The 12,614-nt window shown below is 48.2% G+C and carries 13 protein-coding genes; all 13 read right to left on the reverse strand.

The annotated features are described in order from the left end of the window. Positions 1-34: 34 nt before the first annotated feature. From holA to argC, 13 genes are read right to left on the reverse strand one after another with little or no spacing between them, the layout of a single operon-like run. On the reverse strand, positions 35-1,030 hold the full coding sequence (gene holA / locus ACTNBF_RS00625) for a DNA polymerase III subunit delta (RefSeq protein ID WP_441088588.1): 996 nt from the start codon (positions 1,028-1,030) through the stop codon (positions 35-37). After that, positions 1,027-3,276 (reverse strand): DNA internalization-related competence protein ComEC/Rec2, encoded by a 2,250-nt coding sequence (locus ACTNBF_RS00630; RefSeq protein WP_441088589.1) that lies wholly within the window; start codon positions 3,274-3,276, stop codon positions 1,027-1,029. The genes holA and ACTNBF_RS00630 overlap by 4 nt, the downstream gene beginning before the upstream one ends. A 4-nt stretch (positions 3,277-3,280) precedes the next feature. Next, a complete protein-coding gene (locus ACTNBF_RS00635) occupies positions 3,281-4,204 on the reverse strand; it encodes a GerMN domain-containing protein (RefSeq protein ID WP_427805513.1) in 924 nt (307 codons plus the stop codon). 34 nt (positions 4,205-4,238) lie between these two features. Continuing rightward, positions 4,239-5,708 (reverse strand): sensor histidine kinase, encoded by a 1,470-nt coding sequence (locus tag ACTNBF_RS00640; protein WP_441088590.1) that lies wholly within the window; start codon positions 5,706-5,708, stop codon positions 4,239-4,241. Beyond that, positions 5,665-6,354: a response regulator transcription factor gene (locus ACTNBF_RS00645; protein WP_427805511.1), complete on the reverse strand. Its 690-nt coding sequence runs from the start codon at positions 6,352-6,354 to the stop codon at positions 5,665-5,667. The genes ACTNBF_RS00640 and ACTNBF_RS00645 overlap by 44 nt, the downstream gene beginning before the upstream one ends. Positions 6,355-6,366: 12 nt before the next feature. Continuing rightward, on the reverse strand, positions 6,367-6,984 hold the full coding sequence (locus tag ACTNBF_RS00650; RefSeq protein ID WP_427819061.1) for a helix-hairpin-helix domain-containing protein: 618 nt from the start codon (positions 6,982-6,984) through the stop codon (positions 6,367-6,369). Next, the gene (locus ACTNBF_RS00655) at positions 6,981-7,121 is read right to left on the reverse strand and encodes a hypothetical protein (RefSeq protein WP_427819062.1); all 141 of its coding nucleotides are present in this window, start codon (positions 7,119-7,121) and stop codon (positions 6,981-6,983) included. Before ACTNBF_RS00655 ends, ACTNBF_RS00650 begins: the two co-directional genes overlap by 4 nt. Positions 7,122-7,125: 4 nt before the next feature. Further along, positions 7,126-7,563, reverse strand: coding sequence for a DMT family transporter (locus ACTNBF_RS00660; protein ID WP_427805509.1), 438 nt, complete (start codon positions 7,561-7,563; stop codon positions 7,126-7,128). Positions 7,564-7,623: 60 nt separating this feature from the next. Beyond that, positions 7,624-8,805 carry an aspartate aminotransferase family protein gene (locus ACTNBF_RS00665; RefSeq protein ID WP_427805508.1) on the reverse strand — a complete coding sequence of 394 codons (1,182 nt, stop codon included), beginning with the start codon at positions 8,803-8,805 and terminating at the stop codon, positions 7,624-7,626. A gap of 36 nt (positions 8,806-8,841) precedes the next feature. Beyond that, on the reverse strand, positions 8,842-9,726 hold the full coding sequence (gene argB / locus ACTNBF_RS00670) for an acetylglutamate kinase (RefSeq protein WP_427805507.1): 885 nt from the start codon (positions 9,724-9,726) through the stop codon (positions 8,842-8,844). 31 nt (positions 9,727-9,757) lie between these two features. Beyond that, positions 9,758-10,981, reverse strand: a complete 1,224-nt coding sequence (gene argJ, locus ACTNBF_RS00675) for a bifunctional glutamate N-acetyltransferase/amino-acid acetyltransferase ArgJ (protein WP_427805676.1) — start codon at positions 10,979-10,981, stop codon at positions 9,758-9,760. A gap of 16 nt (positions 10,982-10,997) precedes the next feature. Further along, complete coding sequence (locus ACTNBF_RS00680; RefSeq protein WP_427819064.1) at positions 10,998-11,450, reverse strand: GNAT family N-acetyltransferase; 453 nt, start codon at positions 11,448-11,450, stop codon at positions 10,998-11,000. Positions 11,451-11,461: 11 nt separating this feature from the next. Next, positions 11,462-12,502, reverse strand: coding sequence for an N-acetyl-gamma-glutamyl-phosphate reductase (argC, locus tag ACTNBF_RS00685; protein ID WP_427819065.1), 1,041 nt, complete (start codon positions 12,500-12,502; stop codon positions 11,462-11,464). Positions 12,503-12,614: the final 112 nt, after the last annotated feature.

Here is a 12,614-nt window from a genome sequence, read left to right on the forward strand (position 1 = left end):
CCTTATCCTATCTTTCTCATATCCTGTCTGTATATTATGATACCTTTGGTTTTTTCCGGCTGTACTGTACCAGAAAGAGCTCGACCGACAGGACATCTCCCATTCTTCCTGTCTTGACATTCTCCTCGGTCTGCACACCGGCCTCGACGATCTGCCGAAGTTCTTTTGCCGAAAATGCCTGCGCCTGTGTCCGGTATTTCCCCACCAAAAAAGGCATGATTCCGGCTTTGGAAGCCATTTCTTTCGATGGAGTCCCCTGCTTTTCCATTTCTTTGATCTCCATCAGAATACGGAACTGTCTGGTCAGCAGATACAGGATCCGCATCGGCGGCTCCTTCAGAGTGAGCAGATCATAATAATAATCCAGCGCTTTCTTCTGTTCCTTGTTCGCCACCGCATCCACCATGTCGAAGATATGGTTCGTGATCTGGGTCGTACAGATCGCATCTATGTCCGCCACCGTGATCTCCGTATGATTCAAACAATAGCAGAACAGCTTTTCCAACTCTTTCTGGATGTTCTCCATGTCATTGCCCACCTTGCCCAGAAAATATCTGGCGGCAGATTCCGTCATATTCTGATTCTCTTTTTTTACCATACCGAGAATCCAGCGCACCAGAGTCTTCTCATCCTGTCGTTTCAATTCTACGATCCTTCCTCTGTCCTTTACTGCCTTGTACAGCTTGCTTCTCTTATCGATCTCCTCCTCGACAAAGATCAGAAACGAAGTCTGAGGAATCTCTTTCAGATACTCTGCCAGTTCCGGCACCGAGCTCTTGAAGAACCCGGTATTTTCCATCACGATCAGCCTTCGCTCGGCAAAAAACGGCATCGTTTCGGCAAGGTCGATCACCTCCCGGGGATTCGTGTTTTTCCCTTCATAATACGCATAATTCATGGTATCTCCTTCGGAGACCATCGCTTTTACAAAACGATCCCTGTACTGTTTTTTCAGATAAGCCTCCTCCCCGTATAGGAGATAGATCTGTTTAAATTGTCCGGTTTTTAAATCTTCATTCAAACTCTTCATGGTCTCAGTATACTATATTTCTCCCCGTCTGTACATAATTTCACTGCATGTCCGTCTTTCGTATTATATAAGCTGACGCCCCAATTTGCAAGTCTTTCCAGCACTTCTTCGTGAGGATGCCCATAGCGGTTCTTCTCTCCGGCCGACACCCAGGCAGCATCCGGCCTTGTTATTTCAAGAAGTCTTTCCGATGTCGCATTTCTCGATCCGTGATGCCCGACTTTCAGCACTTCGAATCTGTCCGAAAGCTTTTTTTGCTCCTGAAGTTCCCCAATCCTTGCCGACACCGTATCTTCTGCGTCATTTTCCAGATCACCGGTAAATAGCATATCAAATCTGCGATAGCGAAGGGCAAGGACCATGGAGGCTTCATTGCCCGGCTCCGGCATCTCTTCTTTCTCCTTCTCGTCTCCCGGCCAGATACAGAAAAGCTCCATTTCTCCTTCCCGAAGAATCTGCCCCGCTTCGACCGTGTAGACCTTTGCCCCGTATTCTGTGGCAGTCTGTGCAAATTCATACAGTTTTTCATCCCAGAAGCGTTCCCCGGGAAGTACGATCCGTTCGATTCGGATCCCGTATTTCTGTCGTTTCAGCATTTCCTCAATTCCTCCAAGATGATCGATATCCCCGTGGGAGACCCACACATAATCCAGCTTCCCGACACCTTCGGATTTCAGAAACGGTTCGATCCGGTATTTCCCCACATCACTCACTGTGCTGCTCCCTCCGTCGATGAGGTATGTACCACCTTTCGGTCCTCTGAGGAAAAATGCATCCCCCTGTCCAACATTCATCATATAGATTTCCAGCTCTCCCGCCCTGCCGTGAGGGAACCCCATGAGCAAAACCGCTGCCAAAATTCCTGTATAAGCGGCTTTCTTCTTCCCGAATCTAAAACATGCCAACATGACGGCCAGTACCATATAGTATGCCAGAATCTGCACTGTCCCCGGTCTTCCTGCGACCCATCTCGCACCCGGGATCTCCAGCATGATCCTGCTTCCTTCTTCATAAATTCCAAGAATCAGACCGCTTATTCCATAGGAGATGCGTGCCGGCCACAGTCCCCCAGAAACTACCGTTCCAGTCAGGATCCCTGCGAAGCCGCATGCGAGCACGATTCCCGCAAGCGGAACCGCAAGCAAATTCCAGAATATGGAATAAGGACTGATTTCATAATAATAATACAGCATGATTGGAAGCACTGCCAGCTGAACCGACAGCGACATTTTTATGGTGCGTTTCCATTTCGCCTCCCCTTCTGTCTGCCAGAAAGGCAGAATCAGGTAGACACCGAGCACGGCGCCGAAGGACAACAAGAATCCCGCGTCAAAGAGCTGCAGAGGATTGAACGACAACATCAGCAGCATGGCCGTTCCCGCCGCCGTCAGTCCGTCGTATTCCCTTCCCGTCACCTCTGCCCCCATACGGATCAGAAACATCACGGCAGCTCGGACTGCCGATATACTCCCTCCTGTCAGCACCGCGTACAGGATCAGAACCGCACAGCTTCCTCCCGCCGCAAAAGTCCTTGTAAAAGAGGCATGTCTCAGGATTTCGTATATTCCCATCCCGACAAAAGACACATGAAGACCCGAGATCGCCAGCAGATGCCCGATTCCGCTTTTCTGATAGTTTTCCCTTACCTCCTCATCCATATACGCACGGTCTCCGAGCATCATGGAGCACAAGACTCCGCCCTTTTCTTCGCCGAGATACGCAAGAATCTGCTCTGCCGTTTTCTCCCGAATATCACTCATCCATTCAAGAAGACGGTATTTCCATCCCGCTTTTCCCGTAAATGCCCGGATTTCTTCAAGCCTTGCCTGTTTCAGCGCTCCTGTTATTCCCTGTTTTCGATAATAAAATCTTTGGTTAAAATTCCCCGGATTCGGGGCATTCTGAAAGAAAGAAATGGTTCCAGACACCCGGATATACTGCCCGTATTCCGGAACCCGTTCCTCCTGCCCATTTGATAAATAGACCAGCAGATTATCTTCTGCCTCAATTTCTGATTCGCCTTGTTCCTGCATTCTGATCCCTTTAACGTACAGAATCCAGATGTCTTCTTTTTTTGTTTTCCGATAAATCTGACCGCAAAGCCTTACCTTATCTCCGTCTGAATACAGCCTTTCAAACTCCGATTCTCCCAGAACCGGAAAAATCCGGCTCCCGCCCAGATAAAACATAAGAGCGATCACTCCTGCTGCCACACATGCCGCACAGCATATTTTTCTATGTCTCAAACTGTTATTTTTCCTCCACAATATCCAGATTTCTGCTAAGAGGCTCACTCAGTTTGATACTTTCCTGGAACATGACATTGCTGTCACCGTTAATCGCAATCTGAACACGACTTACCGAACTACACTCCGTCACGGAATTTACGATCGAGTAGATCACCGTCTCCGGCTGCACGCCCGGCGTCGTATTCTTCAGACCTTCATTAAAATTCAGATAACAGATCCCGTCTTTGATCGAAGTGCCAAGGAGCTTTGTCCCTTTCGGGATCGTGGCCTGCAGATCATTGCCTGTGGGACCTTTGATCAGCTTCTCCACAATGACTCTTTCCTTCGCCTGATTCGAATTGTAACGGACATCCATCTCTTCTTTCACCAGCGCAGAGCCGTCACTGTTTGCAAAATACAGGGTCAATACCGTGTCCTGAAAAGAATTGATCGCCGATCCTGTATTCTGGACAAAATCTTCGGCCTGGAGGAATCCGTATTCTTCTCCCGAGCGGTTCGCAAGCGGTTTCTCATCCACATAGAACGCAACCTGATCCACCTCGTCAATCTGCGTAAGGGAACGTACCAGTGCCGCCCGACAGAGCACTTCCTGAACCGGATCCATGTCCGCATACGCTTCGTTAAAATAAAGCAGCAGCTTCTCGTCTTCAAGGACATAGCGCTCCAGATCAACATCATTCGGGATCGCCGGCTGCTCTTCAATCGAGTCATCTGCCGCCTTCAGATCTTCGATCATCTCGTTCACCGCTTTATCACTATCTTCCGTCTCTCCCTGGTACGCCGTCTCCACAAGACCGGTGCCATCCTGGTTGATCCGGTACAGCTTATACGGAGAATCCGCCTCATCCTTCCTTTTGCACCCGGCCGATGCCAGAATACCCAGGACAAGGGCGACATACAAAATGATTTTCTTCCTTCTTCTCATTTCCATCCACTTCTTTCTGTTTCCCACTGCCTCTCTACTGGGCAATGTAGGTGAGCGGGATCCTGACCGTAAATGTCGTCCCCTCTCCCGGCTCGCTGTGCACCTTAATCGCTCCTCTGTGCATGATCACCGCGTTGCGGGCTATAGAAAGGCCCAGTCCGGTCCCTCCGATTTCTCTGGAATGCGACTTGTCCACCCGGTAAAACCGTTCGAATATATGCTCGGTATCCTCTTTCGGAATTCCGATTCCGGAATCCGCAACTTTCAGATAGAAATACTTGTGATCCGCATTCAGCTCAACATGAACCCAGCCGTTCTCCCTGTTATACTTGATTGCATTTTCAACCAGATTGGAAAGCGCAAGCGAAAATTTCACTTCATCCACCTCTGCCGTAACAGAGCGAAAGCTCTCATACACCAGTTCCACATTCTGGCGTGCCGCCAGAGGACGCAGCCTTTTCAGAATCCGCTCCACCAGCTCGTTGATATTCTGGCTCTGCACGTTCAGGCCGGCGCCTTTTTTGTCCATCTTAACCAGTTCCAAAAGATCATTGATGATTTTATTTTCCCGCTCAATCTCTTCTGAGAGGTCTCCCATAAACTCCTGATACAGCTCCACCGGCACATCCGGCTGTGCAAGAAGTGAATCTGACAGAACCTTCATGGATGTCAGCGGTGTCTTCAGTTCGTGAGAGACATTGGCCACAAATTCTTCCCTGGAAGCATCCAGCAGCTTATAGCGGTCCCACAGCCTGTTAAATGCCAGTGAGATCTTCTCCGTCTCATTGTATGCATCTTCATGAAGGTAATTATCTCCGTATCCGGATGCCATTTCCTCGATCGTCTTTGACATCCTTGTAAGCGGACGCACCAGAAAAGAAGCCGATAATCCTGCGGCAAGAAGGACGATCAGGAAGATCGTCAGAGATGCAAGATACGCCTTGCTCTCCAAAGCCGCCAGTTCATCCCGGATCGAATCGGTGGACACACTGACCAGCATCATGCCGGGAACACGCCTGTCCCCGGAACTCACGATCGGCGTCGCCACCTCGATATAGCGGTTCTTTTCATCATAATTGTTGCTCTGCTCTCCGCGAAGACAGCGCACCACATCCGTAGATATGATCGTCTTCCCTTCATCCAGATTATATGTATCTTTTACGATACGGAATTCATCATTGATGACCATGACCCGTCCGCTGACAATATTGGACAGCTGCGCAAGCTCAGCATTGATAACCTCGGAATCTGTATGTTCCAGATAATTAAAATTGATTAACTGATTGCCCAGAATCGTACACTGATTCTGAATCTCTGAAGTGCGCACAGATACCAGTCTCTGTTCATAGCTTTCCAAAATCGCCCCTTTTAAGAACAGGCACGTCAGAATTGTGCAAATCCCCAAAAGCAGTACAATGCGCACTCGCAGACTTTTTAAAAACTTTGGTACAAATTTTAATTTAACCCCTGAAATAATAACCAACTCCCCACTTCGTATAGACATATTTCGGGTCACTCGGATTCACTTCAATCTTCTCGCGCAGTCTCCGGATATGGACATCCACCGTACGTGCATCTCCCGGGTATTCATATCCCCAGACAATATTCAAAAGATTCTCTCTGCTGTACACCTTATTCGGATTCATCGCAAGAAGTTCCAGAAGATCGAATTCTTTTGCAGTCAGGTTCAGTTCCTTCTCTCCGGAAAATACTCTCCGGCTCTCGCAATCGATCCTGAGATCCCCTTTCACGATCATCTTCGATGCCACCGTGCTTCCTTCTCTTTTCCCCGTACGGCGCATGATTGCCTTGATCCTTGCCTTGACCTCAAGTATATTGAATGGTTTCGTTATGTAATCGTCAGCTCCGTATTCCAACCCGAGGATCTTGTCCATATCCTCTCCTTTTGCAGTGAGCATCACGATCGGAACATCCGAGAACTCCCGGATCTGCCTGCACACTTCAAATCCGTCACACTTGGGAAGCATGACATCCAGCAAAATGATATCATACGCTTTCCTTCTTGCCATCTCCAGCGCCTCTTCACCGTCGTAGGCGGCATCCACTTCCATATCATCCTGCTCCAGACTGTAACGAATTCCTTTCACGATTAATTTTTCGTCATCCACTACCAACACTTTTCTGCCCATACTGCTGCTCCCTTAATTTACTGTAATGTCATTTTTGATCTTCTCAAAAATGCCTTCTTTTATTCCCTCTATTTTTTTGATCTCTTCTATGCTTTGAAATCCACCGTTTTCTTCGCGATAACGGATGATGGCCTCTGCCCGCGATTCACCAATCCCGCTCAGAGATGTGAGTTCCTGCTTCGATGCCGTGTTGAGATTCACTCTTCCATCTTCGCTTTTCCCGGCATCCATTGTCCCTTTTTCTGTGGCAGAACCGGATTGTTCCGTTTCTTCCTTCGTCGGTACATAGATCTTCTGCCCGTCCGACAGAATCTCGGCCTGATTCCAGAACTCCCGGCTCGCCGCTTCTGTAAAACCGCCCGCCGCATCTATGGCCTGATACACGCGGTCACCATTCTTCAGTTCATAGACTCCGGGACACACTACCTGTCCACAGACATAGACCCAGATCGGTTCTTGTTCCGTCTCTTTCGTCTCTTCGCTTTCTTCCGGGACTTTCTCGTCTGCTTCCTGTTTTGTAATCTCGACTTCGGCAAACGCTTCTTCCCTGCTGCATCCCGCAAATATACAGCAGAAGTATAGAATCATAATTGCAAATCTTCGATACACTCTTTGTCTTTTCTGCCTCATTCTCTCTCCATTTCCATGCAGAGCCGCGACCCCTCGCCATACATTTCTTCCCTCCAGGTCTGAGGGAAGAATGTATCTGCAGCTAAGACAAGATTATTGTAACGAATTTCCATGAAAAACTCAACCGCTATTTCCATTTTATCATTTTCCTGCCAGTTGAAAAATCGCAACCCCGATCAGTGCCAGCGCCATTCCGCCCACCTTTTTCCAGTCCAAAGGTGATTTTTCCACTCCGAACAGCCCCAGAAGCTCGATCAGATACGCCACAATAAGCTGTGAAACTACGATCAAAAGTGCCGCCTTTGCAGGCCCGAGCTGTTCCATACTCTTAATGACCGTCCAGGTGATCCCGGCACCGATCACACCTCCCAGCAGTACATATTTCGGCTCCACCTTCGCAATCGAAGCAACGCTGTCCCTTCCCATGATCAGCCACATCACAAAACACAGTGCAAAGGCGCTCAGCTGCACCCATGCATTGCTGACCCACATCCCCGTAGTCTTTGTCACCTGTGTGTTAAATACTCCCTGTACACTCATAAGCGCCCCGGAAATCAGGGCAATCAGAAACCCGGTCATCGTTCTTCCTCCCAGTTTTTTCTTCTAAGAGTATGCCCGATGACCGGGTTATTATGCGTCTTAAGCCAATGCTTTTTTCAGTTTTTCGATCATCTCATCAATGTGTTCCTTCTCCACGATCAGAGGCGGAATCACACGGAGTACATTCTGTCCGGCTGAGATGATGAGGAGCCCTTCCTCCAGCGCTTTTTTCGTCACTTCCCCGGTCGGTTTCGTAATCTGAAGTCCCTGAATCAGACCTTTTCCTTTTACTTTGACCGCACAGTCGAATTCCGATACAACTTCTTCCAGCTTCTCAGTCAGATACGGCGCGATTTCATTGACGTGTCCAATCAGATCTTCCTTTTCAAATATATCAATGACCGTCTTGACCGCCATACATGCCAGCGGATTGCCGCCGTATGTTGTCCCGTGATCCCCAGGCTTCAGCGAATGCTGTGCCACTTTTTCCGTCATGGCAAACGCTCCCACCGGAATTCCATTTCCGATTGCTTTCGCCATCGTCATGATATCCGGCTTCACACCCATCTGCTGCCATGCGAAATACGAACCACTCCGTCCCATTCCGCACTGGATTTCATCCAGGATCAGCAGAATATCATTTTCATCACAGATTTTACGAACCCCGTTCAGGAATTCCGGTGTGGCCGGATTGATACCGCCCTCTCCCTGGATCGTCTCCATGATGATCGCACATGTCTTTTCACTTACCAGTGCTTTCACACTGTCCAGATCATTGAATGTCGCAAAAGAAACGCCCGGCAGCATCGGTTCAAATGGTTCCCGGTATTCTTTGTGTCCGGTTACGGAAACCGCCCCGATACTTCTTCCGTGGAATGCATCTTCCATTGCGATAAATTCATAACGTCCGCTTTTTTTCTCATAAGCATATTTCCGCGCCGCTTTCAGTGCTCCTTCCACAGCCTCTGTTCCGCTGTTGGTGAAGAAGACTCGATCCATCTGGGATACTCTCTTCAGTTCCCTGGCAGCCTCTCCGCATGTAGTATTATAATAAAGATTGGATGTGTGGAGCAGTTTATCAACCTGTGATTTGATTGCGTTCCCGAATTCCTGATTTCCGTATCCCAGACCACAGACTGCGATTCCTGCAGCAAAATCCAGATATTTCTTTCCGTCTGTATCATAGAGGTACATACCTTCTCCATGATCCAGAACGACCGGGAAACGATTATAGGTCTTCAAAAGTCCCTGTTCTGTATCCTGTATATATTGATTCTCCATATATTCTCCTTCTTTCCTTCCCACCGGATCGTTGAATTAATCCGGATCGTTGTCTTTTAAGATTGCCGTTCCGATACCTTTCTTGGTAAAAATCTCAAGAAGCAGACAGTGCGGAATCCTTCCGTCCAGAATATGCACCCTGGAAACTCCATTTTCAATAGCACCGATGCAGTTCTGAAGCTTTGGGATCATACCGCCCGTGATGCCGCCGCTCTCGATCAGTTCCCGCGCCTCGTCTACAGTCAGATGCGAAACGAGCGATGTCTTATCCTCGAAATCCCGGTAAACTCCGTCGATATCAGAGAGGAATGCCAGCTTTTCCGCATGAACCGCCTTCGCGATCGCATAGGCCGCATCATCTGCATTGATGTTGTATGTATTATAGTCATCATCCAGTCCGATCGGGCAGACGATCGGAAGAAAATCCTTCTCCAGAAGATCAAAGAGAATGTCTGCATTGACGGATTTGATATCACCTACAAACCCGATATCTTCACCGTTGGAATATTTCTTCTCCACCTTCAGAAGCGCCCCGTCTTTTCCGCTGATTCCGATTGCACGAACGCCCAGTTCCTCTACCATTCGCACCAGATTCTTATTCACTTTATTCAGGACCATCTCCGCAACTTCCATGGTATCTTCATCCGTCACGCGGAGTCCGTTGATAAATTTCGGTTCCATGCCGACCTTTCCGACCCAGCGGCTGATCTCTTTTCCTCCGCCGTGGACAATGATCGGTTTGAATCCGGTCAGTTTCAGCAGAGTAACGTCTTTGATCACGTTCTGCTGCAATTCTTCATCAATCATGGCACTGCCACCATATTTTACAACAATAATTTTACGGTTAAAACGCTGGATATATGGCAGCGCCTCGATCAGCACCTCTGCCTTGTCCAGATATTTCTGCATATTCTGGTTCATGACTCATTCCTCCGTTTGAACTGTTCCGTCTTTAGCTTCTGTAATCTGCGTTGATTTTGATGTAATCATAAGTCAGATCGCATCCCCAGGCAGTCGCACTTTCATTTCCCATCTTAATATCGGCAATTGCCTTCACTTCCGGCTGGGAGAGGATCTCGGTTGCTTTCTCCTCACTGTAATCCACTGCGGTTCCGTCTTCAATGATCTGAATTCTTCCCGCCTGGCTTTCAAAGAACAGATCCACTTTTTCCGGATCGAACTGTGCTCCCGAATATCCCATTGCACACAGAATACGTCCCCAGTTCGCGTCGTGTCCGGCGATTGCGGTCTTCGTCAGATTGGAGCAGACAATGGATTTTGCAAGTATTTTTGCAGTTTCCTTCGTGTCAGCGCCTACTACCTGAACTTCAAACAATGCGGTTGCGCCTTCTCCGTCTCCGGCCATTTTCTTTGCAAGGTATTCATTGATCGTGTGAAGCGCCTCGTAAAATACCGGATAGTCCGGAGAATCCACCGTGATTTCTTCATTTTCAGCCAATCCGTTTGCCAGAAGAACCACCGTATCATTGGTGGAAGTATCCCCGTCAACGGAAATCATATTATAAGTATCATTTACATCGTCACTGAGCGCTTTCTGCAGTGCTTCCTTCGTGATCACGGCATCGGTCGTGATAAAGCTGAGCATGGTGCACATATTCGGATGGATCATGCCGGAGCCCTTTGCCATACCGCCGATCGTGACCGTCTTGCCGCCCACTTCAATTTCCACTGCAATCTGTTTCTCGCAGGTGTCGGTGGTCATGATCGCTTTGGCAGCCTCTGTGCCATTTTCCAGAGACGTATTTTTCTTTTGTGCCAGCGCTTTCACGCCTGCTTTGATGCGGTCGATCGGAAGCTGTTTTCCGATCACACCGGTCGAACCGATCAGAACACCATCCGCACTGATTCCCAGTGCTTCTGCAGCCGCATCTGCGGTCTCCTTGCAATATCCGAATCCTTCCGCGCCGGTGCATGCATTGGCGATTCCGGAATTCACGATCACGGCCTGCGCCTTCTGTCCTCCTGCCACAACTTGCTGATCCCATTTCACACACGCTGCCTTCACCACATTCGTGGTAAATGTTCCTGCGCATACACATGGAACCTGACTGTAGATCATCGCCATATCGGTACGATCCTGATATTTGATCTTTGCTGCTGTTGCTGCTGCCTCAAATCCTTTTGCTGCGGTAACTCCGCCGGTAATTATCTTCATAATTTATTCCTCCACACTACTTATCTTCAATAAATGCCGTAATATTCTTTTCATTCAAAGTAAAATCATAATAATTCAGATCTTCTCTCTTCGTCCACCCGATCGTATTCCAGAATGCATTTCCGATATCGTTCTTCGTAAATGCGATCAGGGAAACTTTATTGATCTGTTCTTTTTTCAGCGCTTCCATGGCAAAGATTACCATGCTTTTGCCGATGCCATGCCTTCGGTACTCCGGATCCACGCAGACATGATAGAAACATCCGCGCCGTCCGTCGTGACCGCACAGGATTCCGCCTACGATTTTCCCGTCCTTCTCGGCAACCACACTGGTCGTAGGATTTCTTCGCAGGAAACGCTCGATTCCTTCACGGGAATCATCAATGCTCCGGATCCCGAATCCTTTGATCTTCATCCACAATGCGTAGACCTGGTCATAATCTTCTATCGTCATCTCTCGAATTGTCATATGTAACTCCTTTACGGGAACATCGGTACCAGATTCAATCCCTCATCTTCCGGAAGTCCGAACACAAGATTCATATTCTGTACTGCCTGTCCCGCTGCTCCTTTCACCAGATTATCAATGGCTCCCATCATGATGATCCGGTTCGTTCTCGGATCGATCTTAAATCCGATGTCCACGTAGTTGCTTCCCTCCACCCATTTGGTCTCCGGGCACACATCCTTATCAAGGACACGGATAAATTTCTCACTGCCGTAATATGTATCATAGATGGCCTTCACTTCTTCATAGGAAACTTCTCTTGTAAGCTTTGCGTATTCCGTCGCCAGAATTCCGCGGTTCATCGGTACGAGATGCGGCGTAAAATTCAGAACAACTTCCTTATTACATGCATATCCAAGCTGCTCTTCGATCTCAGGCGTATGTCGATGGGACGCAACGCCATAGGCCTTCATGTTCTCATTGACTTCACAGAAGAGATTCGGAACCTTTGCCCCTCTTCCCGCTCCGGAAGTTCCGGATTTCGCGTCGATGATCAGTGTATCCATATCGATCAGCCCTTCTTTGGCAAGCGGATATGCCGTCAGGATCGAACAGGTCGTATAACATCCCGGATTTGCCACCAGTCTCGCCTTCTTAATATCCTCACGATTGATCTCGCACAATCCATATACCGCTTCTTCAATAAACTGAGGACTCTTATGCTCGATTCCGTACCATTTTTCGTATACCTTCACATCTTTAATACGGAAGTCCGCGCTCAGGTCAATAATCTTTACCTTGGATAAGATATCTTCATTTACCAGAGATGCACAAAGTCCCTGCGGTGTTGCGGTAAAGATTACATCCACCTGCTCTGCCAGTTCTTCCATATTATCATCCATGCAGACCGCATCGACGATCTGGAACATGTTCTGGTAAATGGATGCATACTTTTTATCAATATAGCTTCTGGAGCCAAACCACTTGATCTCCACATCTTTATGTCCTGTCAAAATTCTGACCAGTTCTCCTCCGGCATATCCGGTCGAACCGATAATTCCTGCTCTAATCATGTTATCCTTCCTTTCATCATGCCCTTGCGGCACCTTGAAATCCCCGGCCTTTCCGGGCATAAGTCATAACCACTATAAACCATTTGTTTTTCAAAGTAAAGTATTCTCTAAT

Origin of the sequence: Bariatricus sp. HCP28S3_A4, assembly GCF_052066395.1 — a bacterium.
GTDB lineage: Bacteria > Bacillota > Clostridia > Lachnospirales > Lachnospiraceae > Allocoprococcus.